Source organism: Citrifermentans bremense R1, from assembly GCF_000426865.1.
GTDB lineage: Bacteria > Desulfobacterota > Desulfuromonadia > Geobacterales > Geobacteraceae > Geomonas > Geomonas bremensis.
In genome coordinates this window covers 95277-114026 of sequence record NZ_AUGE01000011.1, presented here as the reverse complement: position 1 = coordinate 114026, position 18750 = coordinate 95277, and the positions used below count along the sequence as shown (strand labels likewise).

Annotated in this window: 14 protein-coding genes; 4 read left to right on the top strand and 10 right to left on the bottom strand. The window is 58.4% G+C overall.

The window, feature by feature from the left end; translation table 11 throughout:
- Positions 1–298: transposase (locus K419_RS0109120; RefSeq protein WP_026841313.1), on the top strand; the 298-nt coding region annotated here is incomplete at its 5' end.
- Between the two features lie 218 nt (positions 299–516).
- Here the strand turns inward: K419_RS0109120 and K419_RS21850 are convergent.
- The 10 genes from K419_RS21850 to dnaA form a co-directional block, all read right to left on the bottom strand.
- Complete coding sequence (locus K419_RS21850) at positions 517–1527, bottom strand: ATP-binding protein (protein ID WP_264175609.1); 1011 nt, start codon at positions 1525–1527, stop codon at positions 517–519.
- A 267-nt stretch (positions 1528–1794) separates the two neighbouring features.
- The gene (locus tag K419_RS0109110) at positions 1795–3330 is read right to left on the bottom strand and encodes an ATP-binding response regulator (protein ID WP_026841311.1); all 1536 of its coding nucleotides are present in this window, start codon (positions 3328–3330) and stop codon (positions 1795–1797) included.
- The gene (locus K419_RS0109105; protein ID WP_026841310.1) at positions 3317–5581 is read right to left on the bottom strand and encodes an ATP-binding protein; all 2265 of its coding nucleotides are present in this window, start codon (positions 5579–5581) and stop codon (positions 3317–3319) included. The genes K419_RS0109110 and K419_RS0109105 overlap by 14 nt, the downstream gene beginning before the upstream one ends.
- Before the next feature lie 194 nt (positions 5582–5775).
- Positions 5776–6783, bottom strand: coding sequence for an NAD(P)H-dependent glycerol-3-phosphate dehydrogenase (locus K419_RS0109095; protein ID WP_026841308.1), 1008 nt, complete (start codon positions 6781–6783; stop codon positions 5776–5778).
- 56 nt (positions 6784–6839) lie between these two features.
- Positions 6840–8357 carry a HEAT repeat domain-containing protein gene (locus tag K419_RS0109090; RefSeq protein WP_026841307.1) on the bottom strand — a complete coding sequence of 506 codons (1518 nt, stop codon included), beginning with the start codon at positions 8355–8357 and terminating at the stop codon, positions 6840–6842.
- A 205-nt stretch (positions 8358–8562) separates the two neighbouring features.
- Positions 8563–11076: a DNA gyrase subunit A gene (gene gyrA, locus K419_RS0109085; RefSeq protein WP_026841306.1), complete on the bottom strand. Its 2514-nt coding sequence runs from the start codon at positions 11074–11076 to the stop codon at positions 8563–8565.
- A gap of 356 nt (positions 11077–11432) precedes the next feature.
- The gene (gene gyrB, locus K419_RS0109080; RefSeq protein WP_026841305.1) at positions 11433–13823 is read right to left on the bottom strand and encodes a DNA topoisomerase (ATP-hydrolyzing) subunit B; all 2391 of its coding nucleotides are present in this window, start codon (positions 13821–13823) and stop codon (positions 11433–11435) included.
- 8 nt (positions 13824–13831) lie between these two features.
- Positions 13832–14926: a DNA replication/repair protein RecF gene (recF, locus tag K419_RS0109075; protein ID WP_026841304.1), complete on the bottom strand. Its 1095-nt coding sequence runs from the start codon at positions 14924–14926 to the stop codon at positions 13832–13834.
- 126 nt (positions 14927–15052) lie between these two features.
- The gene (gene dnaN / locus K419_RS0109070; RefSeq protein WP_026841303.1) at positions 15053–16171 is read right to left on the bottom strand and encodes a DNA polymerase III subunit beta; all 1119 of its coding nucleotides are present in this window, start codon (positions 16169–16171) and stop codon (positions 15053–15055) included.
- Between the two features lie 214 nt (positions 16172–16385).
- On the bottom strand, positions 16386–17762 hold the full coding sequence (gene dnaA / locus K419_RS0109065; RefSeq protein ID WP_026841302.1) for a chromosomal replication initiator protein DnaA: 1377 nt from the start codon (positions 17760–17762) through the stop codon (positions 16386–16388).
- A 272-nt stretch (positions 17763–18034) separates the two neighbouring features.
- Here dnaA and rpmH point away from each other — a divergent pair, with 272 nt between their 5' ends.
- Genes rpmH through yidD form a run of 3 tightly spaced genes read left to right on the top strand, consistent with a single transcriptional unit; the run spans position 18035 to position 18749 of the window.
- Entirely contained in the window at positions 18035–18184 is a 150-nt protein-coding gene (gene rpmH, locus K419_RS0109060; RefSeq protein ID WP_012532489.1) for a 50S ribosomal protein L34, read from the top strand.
- Between the two features lie 9 nt (positions 18185–18193).
- Positions 18194–18544: a ribonuclease P protein component gene (gene rnpA, locus K419_RS0109055; protein ID WP_026841301.1), complete on the top strand. Its 351-nt coding sequence runs from the start codon at positions 18194–18196 to the stop codon at positions 18542–18544.
- Positions 18537–18749 carry a membrane protein insertion efficiency factor YidD gene (yidD, locus tag K419_RS23095; RefSeq protein WP_083770294.1) on the top strand — a complete coding sequence of 71 codons (213 nt, stop codon included), beginning with the start codon at positions 18537–18539 and terminating at the stop codon, positions 18747–18749. Before rnpA ends, yidD begins: the two co-directional genes overlap by 8 nt.
- Position 18750 lies beyond the last annotated feature (1 nt).

Here is an 18750-nt window from a genome sequence, read left to right as displayed (position 1 = left end):
AACAGAAGCCGGTTGCACTCACGAGAAGCACATAATCAGAAAAGGCTCCACGAAGAGCCAGAAGATGGAATGTTTCACCTGGGTTAACACCATCCTCGGCAACCTCAAGAATGCCATCGTGGGGACCTACCATGCCTTCGACTTCTCGAAGTACCCACACAGGTATCTCGGCGAATATCAGTATCGTTTCAACCGGCGCTTTGATCTGGCTGCGATGTTGCCCCGTCTTGTAACAGCTGCTGCCCGTACCGGCAGGCGATCAGAGACATGGTTACGTCTAGCGGAAGATTGGCGCTAATCAGGAAACCAATTGACAATTGACAATTGACAACTAAAACCCTTACCCCAATTGACAACTTACAATGGATAATCGACAACTAGAACCCATTGACGAGGCAGTTGGCTCGTTGACTTTCTTTTACCGAATGACGAGGCAGCTGGCCATTCGGGAGCTGGTGCCAGAGGCGATGCCCCATTGTCAATTGTCAATCGTCAATTGCTTCTCGCCTCTCAACGTCAATTGCCTCTCAACGTAAAGTAGAAGGTGGCACCGGCGCCGGGGGCGCTTTCGGCCCAGATCCGGCCGCCGTGGCGCGCCACGATGCGCTGGGCGATGGCAAGCCCCACGCCGCTTCCCTCGAACTCGTCGGCCCGATGCAGCCTGTGGAATACGGAGAAGAGCTTGTCGGCGTAGGCCATGTCGAAACCTGCCCCGTTGTCCCTGACGAAGTACGCGGTCTCCCCCTGCAGCTCGACGGAGCCGAAGCTGATCACGGCGGAGGGTGTCTTGGAGCTGAACTTCCAGGCGTTACCCATCAGGATCTCCAGAAGCTGGCGCACCAGCTTGGCATCGGCCTCGGCCTTCACCCCCTCCTCGATGGCGAAGTCGACCCGTCGTTCGGGCTCCCGGTGCTTCAGTTCCAATGAAATCACCTGGGCCTTCACGCTCAGGTCGACCTTCTCCAGGCTCAACTCCGTCCGTCCCACCCTTGACAGTTGCTGCATGGCGTCGATGAGCTGCGACATCTTCTCCGCCGCCTGGCAGATCCTGGTCAGGTACTCCTTTCCCTGGCCGTCCATAAGGGTGCCGTAATCGTCCATGAGAGCGCGGCTGAAGCCGTCTATGTGGCGCAGCGGCGCGCGCAGGTCGTGCGAAACGGAATAGCTGAAGGTCTCCAGCTCGCGCTGCGCCGCCTCCAAAAGACTTCCCTGCTGAAGCACCCGGTACCTAAGCTGCGTCTCTTGCTGGGCGCCGCCCTCATCGCGCACCAGCACCAGTTGCACCCGCTCTCCTTGGAACTGGCAAGGGTGGCAGATGAGCTGCGCTTCGAAGGAACTGCCGTCCTTTTTCAACTGCCTGCAGCGCAGCTGCTGGTCCTGCGACGCACGCGGGTCCCCCATCGGCTCGCCGCCGCTCAGATGCTCCAGGGCCAGTTCCAGAAACTGCTCGCGACGATATCCATAAAGCAGCAGGGCTGCCTCGTTCACCGCCAGAAGCCTCCTGCTCTCCTGGTGACAGACCCACATCGGCTGAGGGTTTGCTTCAAACAATTCGCGATATCCGGCGTCACTTTCACGCAGTGCCACATCGCCCCCTTACCCGTCGTAATTTTCCTTACTTCACCTGCTTTCTCCCATGAGAGGGTCCACCTCTCGAACCAGGAATTACTTTACTATATTCCCGGCAACAAAAAAGAGGAGTGATTAAAATAACTTTCATCTCTCCCCTCTTCCCCGGCCCTGTTGCATGGGCTAATTAAAGGGCTTTTTCACCGCGTGCAGAACGGTCAGCTGCTACTCGTCCTCTTCCTCCGGAAGCGCCGGGAACAAGAGGGTGAAGACGGAGCCTGCGCCCGGCTCGCTCTCCGCCCAGATGTACCCGCCATGCGCGTCGACAGCCTTCCTGCAGAAGGCAAGCCCCAGGCCGGTGCCGCGGGTCTTTCCCTGCCGGCGGTTTCTGGCCTGCACGAAACGGTCGAAGATGGAGCCGAGCGATTCCTGCGGAATCCCGACGCCGGAGTCGCGCACCCTGATCCTGACGAACTCCCCTTCCCTGGGCAGCTCTTGCCCGGGATAGCACTCCTCCGGTACCTGCGCCAGCACGGGCGCCGGGTCCTGTACCAGATCCGCCGACACCTCTATCTCCCCACCCTCGGGGGTGAACTTCACCGCGTTGGAAAGGAGGTTTCCCAGGATGCGGCTGAACGAGGAGCGGTCGGCCGAGATAGCGGGGAGGGACGGGGGGAGGGTCGCAAAAAGCCTGATCGCGCCGCGCTGCGCCGGCGTCTGGAACTTGGCCACGCCCCGGTTGATGAGCAGCGACGGATCCTCTTCCCGGAAGTTCAGCTTCATCTTCCCCGCCTCGAACTTGTGGATGCCGAGCAGGGTGTCGATCATCTCCACCATCTCTTCGCAGCTCTCTATGGCGGCGTTCAGGTATTCCGACTGGTCCGGGGTCACCGGGCCGAGCTTCGCCTCCCGCACCAGGTCGATGGAGCCGACCACCGCGGTGATGGGGGACTTGAGGTCGTGGGAGAGCATGCTCACGAAATCCTCTTTTTCCTGCTCCAGCTCCTTGAGCTTTGAGATGTCCCTGATGATCTCGACGCTCCCAGCGAGCTCCCCGTTCGCGTTCCAAAGCGGCGCCGCCGAGGAGAGTACCGGCACAGTCTGGCTGCCGATCTTCAGCAGGTAGCCGACGTCGAGGCGAGGCTCCGCGGTGCGCAAGACGGTCCGGGCCGGGAGTTCTCCCCCCGGGACCTCGGCCTTGAGCACCTCTTCCAGGGTTTTCCCCGAGAGGCTCTCCCCTTCTGCGGCCAAAAGCCTGGCCGCCTGCCGGCTCCAGGTGATGATGCGCCCCTGCGGGTCGACTGCGACCAGCAGATCGGCCATCCCCTGCAGCACCGCCTCCATCTTGCGCCGCTCCTCGTCCAACTGCTGCGAGAGCCTGGCGTTTTCCTTGCGGGTGCGGTCGATGCCGATGGCGCGCTCCACCTTCTGCAGCATGTCGTCGGTGGAAAAAGGCTTCGATATGTAGTCGAGCGCCCCCTTCTTCATGGCGTCGACGGCGATGTCCTCGCTGCCGTGGGCTGTCATCATCACCACCGGGGTCTCGTCCCCCTTCAGGCGGCTCAGCACCTCGAGGCCGTCCATGCGGGGCATCTTTATGTCGAGCATGATGAGGTCGAACGGCTCCTGCGCCACCGCCTCCAGGGCCTCTACACCGTCGCGGGCCCGGACCGTCTCGTAGCCGGCGTCCTCCAGTTGCAGCTTGAGGATGAGCGCGATGTCCGCCTCGTCGTCCACGATGAGAATCTTATCCTTTTGCATCTGTCTCCCCTATTATCGGCACCGTGAAGCTGAAGGTATTGCCGTATTCCTTGGCGGCGGTGTAGAAGATCCTGCCGTGATGCCGCTCGACTATCTCCTTGCAGATGGCGAGCCCCAACCCGGTCCCGCCGATCTTGTTGCGTTCGGTCGATTCAATTTGTTGGAACTTCTTGAAAAGCTTGTCCCGGTCGGACCACTGTATCACCCTTCCTCTGTCGGCCACCGAGACCACCACGTAGTTTCCTTCCTGCTCCGCGGTGACCATGACCACCTTCCCCTCGGGGGAAAACTTCACCGCGTTGGAGAGGAGGTTGGTCATCACCTGGATCAGGCGATCGCTGTCGCCGAATACCATGGGAAGATGCTCGCCCACGGTGTTGACGATGGTGATCTCACGCCCCATGGCCAAGGACTTGATCTCCTCGACCGCGTACACCGCAAGTTCACCGATGCAAAGGGGCCTGAAGTTGAAGATCATCCCGCCGGATTCGATGCCGGAGATGTCGAGGATCTCGCTGATCAGCCGGATCAGCCGCTGCGTGTTGCGGAAGCAGACGGTCAGAAGCTGCCTCTCGGTATCCGTGAGCCACTTGCTGCGGGTCAGCAGCAGTTGCAGCGACCCCTTGATCGAAGTTAGCGGCGTCTTCAACTCGTGCGAAACGGTGGATATGAACTCGGTCTTCATCCGGTCCACCTGCTCCTCCTTGGTGACGTCGCGCAGCGACATGACCATTCCCGCGAACTCCCCTGCCTCGTCCTGGAGTGTGGCCGTGTTCACGTGCAGCCGCTTCCCTTTCACGGTGACCTCTTTTTTACCGCCGCGGGGCTCCCGTTGCGCCTTCTCGCTGATCTGTTCCAGGACATTGCAAAACCCTGTCATCTCGCACAGGCGCTCGACAGACTGCCCGATGACGCGGTGCGGGACCAGTTCGAAGAGCTGCTGAGCCGCCGGGTTGAAGAGCACCACGAGGTTGTCCCGGTCGGTCACCACCACCCCTTCGGCAAGGCTCGTCAACACCGCCTCCAGCCTCCCCATCTCCATGCTGAGGGCGGAGGTCCGCTGCTCGACCATTTTCTCCAGCTGTTCGTTCAGCTCCTGGAGGTCGCCGGTCTTCTTGTTGATGATGCCGTCCCGTTCCTTGAGCGATTCGGCCATGTTGTTGAAGGAAGAGGCCAGCATCCCCACCTCGTCCCGCTGGTGGCCGACTACCCTCTGGTCGAGGTCCCCTTCCTCTATACGGCGCGCGCTCACCGCTAACTGCCGCAGCGGCCCCGTCAGGTGACGCGAGGCGAAGTAGGCCATGGCGAAGGAGCAGATGATGCCCAGGAAAGCCGAGGCGAGTATGTACTGCAGGTTTTCCCGCCTGCTGTTGGTCACCGTTTCCGTCGATATCGCCACCGAAAGCGAGCCGACGAACTCCCCCCTGCTGTTCAAAAGCGGGTCGATGATGGTTTCGTAGCTCTTGGCGCCCATGTCCGTCCGGCCGCGGTACACTTCGCCGCGTTCCAGCACGTCGAGCACCTTGGGAGAGAGGATGTACGATTCCCGCACCCGTGCCGGAAGGCTGCTGGCGACCCGAAGACCGCGCTGGGTCAGGGTCACCTCCACGTTGTTCCCGGTGACCTCCTGCAGCTTGCCGGGGAGATTCGGGTGGTGGTTCAGGATGTCCCCGGTCACCACGCAACCGAGCACGCTGCCGTCCGTTCCGATGACCGGGACCGCCACCGTGGCGACTAAGGCCTCGCTGCCGGGGCGCTCGCAGTATCCTGGCACCCCTGCGCGGCACATGAACTCACCGCTGAGCAGCTCGGTCGACAAGATGGCCCTCTTGCTGGCGAGGGCCTGTTTCACCATCGCCGGCAGCTCCATCGGCCCGTCTTTTTCGTGGCCTTGCAGGGTGGCCAGGACCTTTTCCTGGGGATCTACCACGACCACCAGGTCCACGAAGGGGAGCACGTCGTGCCAGCGCTTGATGCGCGTGGAGAACCAGGCGCTGTCCCGCTCGCGCAGGCGCTGCTGCACCGTCTGTGAAACCACCGACTGCATCATGGCAAACTTGGCGATCTCGGCTTGATCCAGGTACTGGCTGCGTGCGTACTTGAGGTTGGTCGCCAGGTTCCGGTCCAGCTCGGTCTGCAGCGACGCGTTGAGGGTCTTCATGGAGGAGTACAGCAGGGTTGAGTATGATACGAATAGGATGGCGAGTATGGACAGGAGCAGTTTTGTTCTTATGCCAAAACGAAGTTGCATCACCTATCCTTTGTAAATCAGATAAAGATAAAGATTAAGATTGAGAAAATTCAAAACCCGCGTGATTGCCGGTTCTTCTCGTCTCAATCTCAACCTCAACCTTTGCATCAGAAAGACATCAAGATTGAGGAAGACCTGGATCGAGGTTGGTTCAAGGTTTTCTTAATCTTAATCTCAATCTGTTTTTCCTGCTTTTAAGCTCCTTCAGCTTTCAGGTTTCTGGTCATCAGCTCCAGAACCGCTTCCCGGGCGGGCTTGTTCTGGTAGAGCATCTGGTACATCTGCTCGATGATGGGCATCTCCACCCCAAGCTTCTTGGCCAGGTTGTAGGCCGATTCGGTGGTCTTCACCCCTTCGGCGACCATCCGCATCTCTCCCAGAATCTCGGAGAGGGTCCTCCCCTGGCCGATCTGGATGCCGACGCTGCGGTTGCGCGAGAGGTCGCCGGTGCAGGTGAGCACCAGGTCCCCCATCCCGGCAAGCCCCGCGAAGGTGGAGGGTTGCGCCCCCATGGCGACTCCCAGGCGGGTCATCTCGGCCAGGCCGCGGGTGATGAGGGCAGCTCTCGTGTTGCTGCCGAAACCAAGGCCGTCCGAGATGCCGGCGGCGATGGCAATTACGTTCTTGATGGCCCCGCCAAGTTCCACCCCGACCACGTCGGAGTTGCGGTAGACCCGGAAGTAGTCGGTGGTAAACGCCTCTTGCACCCGGCGGGCGACAGCCTCTGAGCTCGCGGCCGCAGTGACCGCGGTCGGCATCTCCAGCGCGACCTCGCGCGCGAAGCTAGGGCCGGAAAGGGCAGCCAGCACCTGGAACTGCTCGGGGGGGAGGATCTCCTGGTAGATCTCGGAAACGGTGGCCAGGGTGTCGACCTCGATCCCCTTGGAGGCGCTGACGATAATCGCTTCCTTGGGGAGGAAAGGGAGCGAGTTGGTCATCACCCGGCGCACCAGTTGCGAGGGGACCACGCAGAGCACCATGCTGCAGCCGCGATACGCCTCGGCCAGGTCGTTGGTGAAGGCGAGACGCTCGTTCAGCTTGATGCCGGGAAGGAACAGGCTGTTCTCCCTGTTGTCGCGCATCTCCAGTACGAGTTCGGGCTCGTAGGCCCAAAGCGTGACCTCGTGCCCTTTCTTGGCGAGCAGGTCGGCGAGGGTCGTGCCCCAGCTCCCTGCACCGATAACGGCTATTTTTTCTGCCATCCGATCTCTCTTTTTATGGTAATCCCGCTTCCCCCGGAGGGAGAAGGGTAGGGTCGTTAAAATTCCTCGGCCGCCCGAAGCGGCGCTTCGTCGCCACGCTCCAGGGACTCTTTTGCTATTTCCATGCTTTCCAGCGCGAAGCAGCGCAGGAAGGGGTGCAGGTGGAGGGGGAGCGGGTTGTCCTCCAGGCTCTCTGCGAGGGAAACCACGTTGGCCACCTCGAAGGAGGGATTACCCAGTACCCGCATCAGGTCGGCGCTCACCAAAAGCCTCTCCCGGATCAGCTCCAGTTCCGGGGCGAGAAGTTCCTCGCAAAACCTCTGCAGCACCTGCTCGATATCGGCGCCGGCGCGGCATTCCTCGGCATAATCGTAGACCCTCTGGCTTGCCATGAACCACCCGGTGAAGAGCGGGTTCTTGAACAGGGCCCGGGCCGCGTTTTCTCCCTCTTCGAAGCTCAGCACCCGGTGCTGGGGGAGGGCGGTCAGAGTCGGCGCAAACGGCGCCGGCGTCATGTCCTCTCCGGCAAAGATGCCGCGGCGCATGTAGAAGTCGGCGGGAAGGTAGCAGAGTTCGCGGCTCCAGTAAAGGGCGTCGCGCACCAGCGCAAGCAGGTAGGAAGGGGGCACTTCGTGCAGGTCGTCCTGCATGCGGAAACCTTCCACCTCGGAGCGGAACTCCTCAAGGGTAAGTTCTGCCGAGCCCCAGGCTGCCAGCACCCCGCGCCGTTCATGCACCTGCAGGTACAAGACGCAGAGTCGCCCCTCCGCGGTCCGGCGCGACAGCAAAAGCGAGCGGTAGCCGTCGCCGTCGGGGGCGGTGGCGTGGGCGGCATGGAAGGGGAGCAGTTGTCGCGGCGCGGACGCCTTGATCCCGAGGAAGCCTAGCCGGCGCAGGCATTTTTGCGCCGTGTCGGAATATTCTTCGGCGCAGTCGGCGCGGAAATCCTGCAAGACGCCTGCGGCCAAGGGATCCCGGATCCGGGCCAGGGCCTGCAGCGCGGAGAGGACGACGGTCCGGTCCTCGTGCCAGAGCATCGCGGCAAGGAGCCGCGAACCGGAGGGATCGCCGGACTGCGACAGCTCGCGGATCACAATCTGCTGCACCTCTTGCTGGTAGGAGAGGAAGTCGTCGAGGAAAGTTACCATCCCCTCCTCGCCCAGCCGGATGGCCCCCTGGACCGTTTCTCCCAAGGTGCTGCGGGGCGCGGGGGGGGGCTGCTTGAAGGGGGGGGAGTGGACGTCGACCCCGTACCCTTCGAGGGCGACCATAAGCGCCGCCTTGCCGTCCGCGCCCAAGTCCTTGCGCTTGAGCGCTATCTGGATCAACTGGTCCAGCCAGTCGTCGGTTTCGAAGAAGTCGAGGATGTAGGCATACTTAGTGATCAACTCCCCGGAATTCTCGCGCCAGAGCTCGCGCACCAGCGGGCGCAGCGCGCGCCTTCCCGCCTGCTGGAACTTCTGGCCGATCTTCTCCATCTCGTGGATGGAGATGCCGTCACCCCGAAGTTTGCCCAGAAGGTCCAGGATATCCCGGCGTTCCTTCAATGAGTTGTCTATCCTGTTGGTTTGCATGCCCTACCTCGAATTCACGGCACCCCCAAACGGGGAACATAACAAGGTCCGACTGTATATGGCCGGCTGCACAACTGATCGTCCGTCCATTCCCTCTCCCTCTGGGAGAGGGTGCCCAAAGGGCGGGTGAGGGAGATGCCACGAAGATGGGTCCAGGCTGGGCGGCCGCCCTCACCCCCGCCCCTCTCCCAGAGGGGATGGGCTGTTATTCTTCGCCCTGCTCTTCGCCCGATTCCAGTTCCACGATCTCGTCGAGCTCGCTCTCTTCCGACTCGTCGTGCTCCTCCTCTTTCTCGGCGAGCCGGGCCACGGCTACTACCCGCTCGTTCTCCTCTTTCACCATGAGGCGCACCCCCTGGGTGTTGCGCCCGATGATGGAGAAGCCGGCGACGGGGACGCGCAGGATCTTTCCCTGGTCGGTGATGAGCATCAGGTCGTTGTCGTCGTTGACCTGCTTGATGTCCACCACGTTGCCGTTTCTCTCGGTGGTCTTGATGGTGATGACCCCCTTGCCGCCGCGCGACTGGCTGCGGTACTCGCTGATCTCGGTCCGCTTGCCGTAGCCGTTTTCGGTCACGGTGAAGATGGTGGAGTCGGTGAAGTTCTCGTTGAGGATCTCCATGCCGATCACCACGTCCTCGTCCTCCAGCGTCATGCCGCGCACCCCGCGCGAGACGCGTCCCACGGTGCGGACGTCCTCTTCCTTGAAGCGGATCGCCTTGCCGTTGGCGGAAGCGAGCAGCACGTCCTGCTTGCCGTCGGTGAGCGCTACGGTGATCAGTTTGTCCCCTTCGTCCAGGTTCACGGCGATGATGCCGCCTACCCTCGGGTGCGAGTACTCCATCATGTTGGTCTTCTTCACCACGCCGTTTCTGGTGGCCATCATGATGAACTTGTCGTCCACGAACTCCTTGACCGGGAGTATGGTGGTGATCTTCTCGTTCGCCGCCAGGTTCAAGAGGTTCACGATCGCCTTGCCGCGCGCCGCGCGCCCCGCCTCCGGGATCTCGTACACCTTGAGCCAGTAGACCTTCCCGGCGTCGGTGAAGAACATCAGGTAATCCTTGGTGGAGGCGATGAAAAGCTGCTCGACGAAATCCTCTTCCTTGGTCTTCATGCCGGTCTTGCCCTTGCCGCCGCGGCGCTGGGCGCGGTAGAGGGTGACGGCGTTGCGCTTGATGTAGCCCGTGTGCGAGATGGTGACCACCATGTCTTCCTCGACGATGGTGTCCTCCAGCGAGATGTCCGCGGTCTGCATCACTATTTCGCTTCTGCGCTTGTCGCCGAACTTGTCTTTGAGCTCGACGAGCTCGCCCACGATGATCTTGAGGATCTCCGCCTCGGAGGCGAGGATCTCTTTCAATCTCGCGATGTATTTGAGGATCTCGCGCAGCTCCTCCATGATCTTCTCGCGTTCGAGGCCGGTTAAGCGGTGCAGCCTCATGTCGAGGATCGCCTGGGCCTGAAGGTCGGAGAGCCCGAAGCGCTCCATGAGCCCCGCCTTCGCCTCGGCCGGGGAGGCGCTCGCCTTGATCAGCGCGATCACCTCGTCCAGGTTGTCCAGCGCTATCTTCAGGCCTTCCAGGATGTGGGCCCTCGCCTCTGCCTTCTTCAGGTCGAAGATGGTGCGGCGGGTGACGATCTCCTTTCTGTGCTCGATGAAGAAGTCGATGGTCTCTCTCAGCGTCAAAACGCGCGGCCGGCTGTTGACGATGGCCAGCATGATGATGCCGAAGGAGGACTGCATCTGGGTCTGCTTGTAGAGGTGGTTCAGGATGATGGTCGGGTTTTCGTCCTTCTTCAGTTCGATGACGACGCGCATACCCTCGCGGTCGCTCTCGTCCCTTAAGTCCGAGATCCCCTCGATCTTCTTCTCCTTGACCAACTCGGCTATCTTCTCGACCAGCCTCGCCTTGTTCACCTGGTACGGGATTTCCGTGACCACGATGGACTGGCGCTCGGTCTTTTTCTGGGTCTCGATCTGCACCTTGGCGCGCATCTGGATGATGCCGCGGCCGGTCGAGTAGGCCTTCATGATCCCTTCGCGGCCGTAGATGAAGCCGCCGGTCGGAAAATCCGGCCCCGGGATCAGTTCCACCAGCTCCTCGAAGGTAAGCTGCGGGTTATCGATGATGGCCACGATGCCGTCGATCACTTCGGAGAGGTTGTGCGGCGGGATGTTGGTGGCCATGCCGACCGCTATGCCGGCGGAGCCGTTCACCAAGAGGTTGGGGAACTTGGAGGGGAGCACCAGCGGCTCTTTCAGCGAGTCGTCGTAGTTGGGGCCGTAGGGGACCGTTTCCTTGTCGATGTCGGCCAAAAGCTCGTGGGCCAGCTGCTCCATCCTGATCTCGGTGTAACGCATAGCCGCAGGGGAGTCGCCGTCGATGGAGCCGAAGTTCCCCTGGCCGTCGACCAGCGGATAGCGCAGCGAGAAGTCCTGGGCCATCCTGACCAAGGTGTCGTAAACGGCGGTGTCGCCATGCGGGTGGTATTTACCGATGACGTCGCCGACCACGCGGGCCGATTTCTTGTACGGCTTGTTCCAGTCGTTGCTCATGTCGTACATGGCGAACAGGCAGCGCCTGTGTACCGGCTTCAGCCCGTCGCGCACGTCCGGAAGAGCGCGCCCCACGATCACGGACATGGCGTAGTCCATGTAGGAGCGTTTCATCTCATCTTCGATGTTTACCGATACCTTGTTCAGTTGATTCAGCATTTAAGGAACCTTTCCGTCAAAAGGCGGCGTATTCGCCGAAGCTTTTGCGTTGCAAGTAGAAATATGCAAAGACTATCCCCTCCCGAAGGGAGGGTAGATTTTTTTTGTTTAAGAAAGCACCAGTTCCCTGACCCGGCCTAAATACCTCTTTATAAAAGGGGTATTTCCATGATTGGATTCGCAGCTCGCAGCTTCAGGGAGTCGCGTCGACGGAATTTGAGTTCATTAAAGACTAATGAAGAAGCTTCCGGCTCCCATGCCATAACTGTTAAAAAATCCGACAATCCGGTCTTTTAACTGACACTTCTTGCTCAAACTCTGAACCGTTTCCTCCCGCAGGGAGGGCGAAAAAATTTTTATATATCCAGGTTGGAGACGTTCAGCGCGTTCTGCTCGATGAAATCGCGCCGCGGCTCTACCTGGTCCCCCATGAGCACGGTGAAGATCTCCTCGGCGGCCACCGCGTCCTCGATCTTCACCTGCAAGAGCACCCTGTTCTCCTGGTGCATGGTGGTCTCCCAGAGCTGCTCCGGGTTCATCTCGCCCAGACCTTTGTAGCGCTGGATGTAGAGACCCTTCTTGGCGCTTTCCATGAAGAAGGAGAGGATGTCCTCCTGGTTCTCGGTCTCGAGCACCAGCTTGTCTTCGGCGCCTAAGACGACGCCCGTGCCTGTCCCCATAACCGAACGCATCCGCTTGTGACTCTCCAGCAGCATGCCGTACTCGTAGGACTCGAGCACCGAGAAGATCTGGTGGTCTATCTTCACCCTCAGGTTGCCGAAGGCGAATATGATGCTGTCGCCGAACTCCTCGGTGGTCACCTCGGGGAAGGCCTCCTTCATCTTCGGCAAGAGGGCGATCAGGTCGGCCATCTCCTCGAGGCCGGGTTTCACGCCGGTCTTCAGGAACACGCGCAGGAGTTCGTCGTTGATACCCTTCTTCACCACCTTGTCGAACAGTTCGTTGTAGTCGATCAGCTGGGTCAGGATGGGGATGATCTGCTTGCCGCGGTACACCCGCTCGTCGTTGCCGACGCCGAGCTTGAGCGTCATCTCCTCGGTCCCTTCTTCGAGGAGGTAGGCCTGCAGGGCCGCCTCGTTCTTCAGGTACTGCTCTTTCCTGCCGCGTTTGATCTTGTACAAAGGCGGCTGCGCGATGTAGAGGTAGCCGCGCTCGATCAACTCCAGCATCTGGCGGAAGAAGAAGGTCAGAAGCAGGGTGAGGATGTGCGAGCCGTCGACATCCGCATCGGTCATGACGATGATGCGGTGGTAACGAAGCTTCGCCATGTCGAAGTCTTCCTTGCCGATGCTGGTGCCAAGGGCCGAGATCAGGGTCCTGATCTCCTGGGAAGCGAGCATCTTGTCGAAACGCGCCTTCTCGACGTTGAGGATCTTCCCCTTCAAGGGGAGGATCGCCTGGTACTTCCTGTCGCGCCCCTGCTTGGCGGAGCCGCCTGCGGAGTCGCCCTCGACCAGGAACAGTTCGCAAAGCGCGGGGTCCTTCTCCTGGCAGTCGGCGAGTTTCCCCGGCAGCGTTCCCACCTCGAGCGCCCCTTTCCTGCGGGTCAGTTCGCGCGCCTTCCTTGCCGCCTCGCGGGCCCGGGCCGCGTCTATCGACTTCTCCAGGATCTTTCGCGCCATGGCCGGGTTTTCTTCCAGGTAGGTGGCAAGCTTCTCGTTCATGAGGGTCTCGACGTAACCTTTCACCTCCGAGTTCCCCAGCTTGGTCTTGGTCTGCCCCTCGAACTGCGGCTGGGAGATCTTCACCGAGATGACCGCGGTGAGCCCTTCCCTCAGGTCGTCGCCGGAGATCGCCACCTTCACGTTCTTCAAAAGGTTGTTCGTGTTGGCGTAGGTGTTCATGGTGCGGGTAAGCGCCGCCTTGAAACCGATGAGGTGCGTGCCACCCTCGTGGGTGTTGATGTTGTTGGCGAAGGAGAAGACCTTTTCGTCGTAGGAGTCGTTGTACTGCATGGCGATCTCGATATCGACGCCGCTTTTCTCCCCCCTGATGTAGATCGGCTCCGGGTTGACCAGGTTCTTGTTCTTGTTGAGGTACTCGACGAAGCTCCTGATACCCCCCTCGTAGTAGAAGTCGTGGTCCTTCTCGGTCCGCTCGTCGTGGATCTTGATCCGCACCCCGGCGTTCAGGAAGGCGAGCTCCCTGAGCCTCTTGGAGAGGACGTCGAAGGAAAACTCGGTGGTCTCGAAGATCTCGCCGTCGGGAAAGAAGGTGATCTTGGTGCCGCGCCTCTTGGTCTCGCCGGTTATCTCCAGCGGCGCTTGCGGAACCCCCTTGCGGTAGGTCTGGGTGTAGATATGCCCGTTTCTGCGGATCTCCAGGTCGAGCCTGGTGGAAAGCGCGTTGACGACGGAACTGCCGACGCCGTGCAGGCCGCCTGAGACCTTGTAGGAGGTGTTGTCGAATTTACCGCCGGCGTGCAAAACGGTGAGGACGACCTCCGCCGCCGACCTTCCCTCGGTCGGGTGCATGTCGGTCGGTATGCCGCGACCGTTGTCCTCGACCGTCACCGAGCCGTCCAAATGGATGATGACCTGGACCGCGTCGCAGTAGCCGGCCAGCGCCTCGTCGATCGCGTTATCCACCAGTTCGTACACCAGGTGATGCAAACCCTGAGCGGCTGTGGAACCGATGTACATGGCCGGACGTTTTCGTACCGCTTCCAGTCCTTCCAGTATCTGGATCTTATCTGCCCCGTAATCGCCCTGTTCTTCTGAGTTCATCTTTACCCCTAGTCGAGAATTTTTCCCTCTTTGATGCGAAACGTCCTGTTGTCCTGCAGCTCGTCGACGTCCACGTTATGGAGCGACGTCGTGGTGATGAATACCTGCATCTCCCGTTTCTTCAAAAACTCCATCAGGTTGCGGTTGCGCTCCCGGTCCAGTTCGCTGGTCATGTCGTCCAGCAGGAGAACCGGCGGCGCCTCGAAGCACCTGGTGATATGTTCTATCTCCGCCATCTTGAGCGCCAGCACGAAGGAGCGCTGCTGTCCCTGGGAGGCATACTGTCTGGCGCTGCGGCCGTTGAGGCCGAAGTAAAGGTCGTCGCGGTGAGGGCCGATGGCAGTGGAGCCGCGCCTTCTCTCCTCCGCAGCATGCGCCCTGAGGGCCTGGTTGAGAGCCCCGGCCGGATCTTCGGTGAAAAGCCGCGCGTCCACCCCATGCAGCCGGTACTCGATCTGAACCGTCTCTTCGTTTCCTGATATCTCGCTGTAAAACCCCTGCAGCAGCTTCCCTATACGGTCGAGGTAGGCCTTTCTCCGCTCGATCACCAAAAGCGCCGCCTGTATCAGCTGCTCGGTCCAGACCTCTATCCCCGTGGTCTCGTTCACCTTCAGGAGGGCGTTGCGGTTCTTCAGGATCTTTGCGTAGTCGTGGTACGCGGTCAGGTAGCCGAGGTCGCAGGTGAAAACCGCCCGGTCCAGGTACCTGCGCCGGAGGTCCGGTCCGCCGCGCACCATGGAGATTTCTTCCGGGGTGAAGAGCACCACGTTCAGGTTGCCGAAGAAGTCGTCCAGCCTGGTCATCAGCTTGGCGTCGACCTTCGCCTTTTTCCCCTGCTTCTCGATGAGAACCGCGATTTCCCGCCGGACCTGGTCCCGTTCCACGGTCCCTTTCACCAGCGCAAACTCGCCTCCGAACGCGATCAGCTCCGCATTTCGCGCCTGCTTGAACGACTTCATGGTAGCTAGGAGGTAGATCGACTCCAGCAGGTTGGTCTTGCCCTGGCCGTTATTACCGTAGAAAACGTTGAACTTCTTGCCTGGCGCAAGTTCTATGTTCTGCAGGTTGCGGAAGGAAGCAAGTTTGAGCTTTATCAATTTCATCTGAAATCTAGATTAACTTAAGATTAAGATTGAGATTAAGGAAACCTGGCTGTTACAGTAAATGATCAATAGCTCCGCCTGATGTTTCAGTTTTCTTAATCTTTATCTCAATCATAATCTGTTTTTCTAGAGCCTCATCGGCATGATGACTGCCAGGAACTCCTCCTCTGCCGCTGCCTTCATGATGACCGGAGAGAGTTCGTCCTTGAGCTTCAATTCCACTTCGCGCTGCTCCATTACCGACAGGACGTCGATCAGGTACTTGGCGTTGAAGCGGGCCGAGATGTTGTTGCCTTCGTACTGGACCTCGATCTCTTCTCTTGCCTCGCCGAGTTCCGGGTTGCTGGACGAGATGATCACCAGCTCGGGGTTCACGTCTATCTTGACCCCCTTGAACTTTTCGCTGGAGAGGATCGCCATCCTTTTCAGCGAGTGCAGAAATTTGTCGCGGTTTATCTGTACGATCCGGTCGTTGCTGGCGGGGATCACCTTGGTGTAGTCCGGGAATTCACCGTCGATGAGCCGCATAACCACCACCGTGTTTCCTTTCTTGATCACCGCGGAGTTGTCCATGAAGCCGAGCATGATCTCGCCGTCTTCCTCCTCCACCATCTTTTTCAGCTCGAAGATACCCTTCTTGGGGAAGATGACCCCTTTTGAGAGCTCGGAAGTGATGTTCCCGGTGATTGTTTTCTGAGAGACGGATAGTCGGTGACCGTCGGTCGCCACCATCTTGAGTACGTTCTCTCCGTTTTCATCGAACGCCTTGATGAAGACGCCGTTTAAGTTGTACTTGGTCTCGTCATAGCAGATTGCATAGGAGGTCTTCTCGATCATGTCCGCGAGGATCTCGTTCTTGAAGACCAGGAAGCTTTCTTCCTTCACCTTGGGGAAATAAGGGAACTCATCGGATGAAAGCCCGACTATGTTGAATCGCGCCTTGCCACAGGTGATCTCGACCCAGTCGTTGTCCTTGGTGGTGAAGTGAATCTCCTCGTCCGGCATCTCCTTTACGATCTCGTAAAGCTTTTTGGCTGAAACGGTGATCTTTCCTTCCCTGATGACAGCCGTGGGGTAGGAACTCTTCATGCCTACCTCGAGATCGGTGGCCGTGATGAAGAGCTGGTCGTTTTGAACCTCCAGCAGTGCGTTGGAGAGAATCGGCATGGTATTGCGTTTTTCTACGATACCCTGAATTCTCTGGAGGGCTTTCATAAAAATCTCTTTGCTGATTCTGAACTCCATGTGTCCCCCGGTTCTTTTTCTATTATGTTTTTAAAGTTTTTAAAGTAGTAGTAGATAGTGGCCTGTTGATAAGTGGACAAGCCCTCTTACCCTTTGAAAAGCCGCCGTTTTTTGCTCTGGAAAGTCACAGGCATAATCTGTTGAGTTTGGTTCGTTTCTGCACAGGCCATTTTGACACCGCGCTGAAGGGGGAAGTTATGCACAGTTTTCCCCTTTATGTGAACAGCTTTTTCCTTATGTCTTCCACAGTCGCCTTAAACTCATCGTCACCCGCGATCTGCTTCTCAATCTTTTTCACCGAATGGATGATGGTGGAGTGGTCCTTCCCGCCGAACTTCTCGCCTATTTCCGGGTAGGACGCCTTGGTGAGCTCGCGGCAGATGTAGATCGCTATCTGGCGCGGGACCACGAGGGTCTTGATCCTTTTGTCGGATTTCAGTTCGGATACCTTGATGCGGAAGTGCTCCGCCACTGTCTTCTGTATCATCTCGACGGTGATGTCACGGGTCTTCTCGACGATGATGTCCTTCATCACCTCGCGGGCCATGCTGAGCGTTATCTCCTGGCCGGTGAGGCTTGCAAACGCCTCCAGCCTGATCAGCATCCCTTCCAACTCGCGGATGTTGCTGTTCGCGCCTTCCGCTAGAAAGAGAGCCACGTCGTCGGGGAGGTTGACCGCGTGCATGTCGGACTTCTTCTTGAGAATGGCGACCTTGGTCTCCACCCCCGGCGGCTGGATGTCGGCGATCAGCCCCCATTCGAAACGGCTTCTCAACCGCTCCTCGAGCCCTGGGATGTCCTTCGGGAACTTGTCGGAGGTGACCACGATCTGCTTGTGCGACTCATAGAGCGCATTGAAGGTGTGGAAGAACTCTTCCTGCGTGGCCTCTTTTCCGGCCATGAACTGTATGTCGTCGATGAGCAGCAGGTCCATTTTCCGGAACTTGTTGCGGAACTCGTCCATCTTCTTGTAGCGGAGCGAGTTGATCATCTCGTTCATGAACTTCTCGGAGGAGTAGTAGCAGATCTTCGCCTTCGGGTTCTTGGCCAGGATATGGTTGCCGATGGCGTTGACCAGGTGCGTCTTCCCAAGGCCTACACCGCCGTAGATGAAAAGCGGGTTGTAATTGGTGGCCGGCTTGTTCGCCACCGCCTGGGAGGCTGCATAAGCGAACTGGTTGCTAGGACCCGAGACGAAAGATTCGAAGGTGTACTTGGGGTTCAGATTGGGAACCAGCTCCTTCTTCTCCTTTTCTCTATCCTTCTCTTTTTCCTTGTCCTTATCCTTTTCTTTCTCCCTGGCAGGCTTGGCCTCTTTTTCGGGCTTTGCCTCGTGAGCTGCCTCCGGCTTCTCTTCGGCAACATGGAACTCTATCTGGTAGCTTTTGCCGTTGACCGCGGAGATGGCTTCCTTGATCATGGCCAGATATTTGTCAGTAACCCACTTTTGAAAGAATGAACTGGGGACTTCGAGGACTATGGTGTCAACGGTGGCGCCCAGAAACTTCAATGGGTCGATCCACGTACTGTATGTCTGTTCGGTTAGTACTTGCTTAAGATTTGCCTGGGCTTCCAGCCAAATATTTTCCATGGAGAGAGGCCTTTTTTTTCACTGTTTTTAAACAGATTTATCAACAACTGTTGATAATAAATAAGATAGGTAAATACAGTAGGTTATCGAGTTTTACACAGACTAAGCCGATGTTAATTTTTTTGCAGCCGCAGACTATCAGAGCAGGCCCGTTTTTGCAAGGCAAAACTTGACTTTGGAAAAACACCTTGACATAGATTGTCGTTTATGTTTAAGTTCGACACTTGCCTTTAAAAGTACTGATTACCATAACGTTTAAGGAGTAGATAAAGATGAAAAGAACCTTCCAGCCCAGCAACACCTCCAGGAAAAGAACCCACGGTTTCTTGGTACGTATGGCCACCAAGAACGGCCGTCTCGTCATCAAGAGGAGAAGGGCCAAAGGGCGCAAGCGTCTTTCCGTAAGCATCGCCACCAAATAGTTTTCCTGTTTGACCAGCTCCAATTTTCCCAAGGCCGAACGCCTTTTAAGGCGTCCCGAGTTCCTGCAGTTCAACGAAGGTGCATCGAAGCTGCATACGCAGTACTTCCTTGTGCTGTTGAAACGCAATGAAGGTACGGGTACGAGGGTTGGGTTTACCGCGAGCAAGAAGGTAGGGAACGCCGTAGTCCGGAACAGTATCAAGAGAAGGCTACGGGAGTTTTACAGGCAGAATAAGTCTCTTTTTATCTCGGCTGACATCAACATAGTTGCCAAGAAAGGGGCGGACGTGCTTGACTTTCACCAGATTTCAACAGAGCTCGCAGCCGCCTTCGGGCGGCTGCGAAAAAAGTATGCTTAAAGAGATATTCATAGGCCTTGTAGTTTTCTACCAGAGGTTCATCTCTCCACTCAAGGCCCCTTCCTGCCGTTTTTACCCTACCTGTTCGCATTACTCCTTACAAGCATTGGAAAAGTACGGTCCCGTAAAGGGGTTGTGGTTGACGGCCGCTCGTGTACTGAAGTGCCACCCGTTTCATCCGGGGGGGTACGATCCGGTTAAATAGT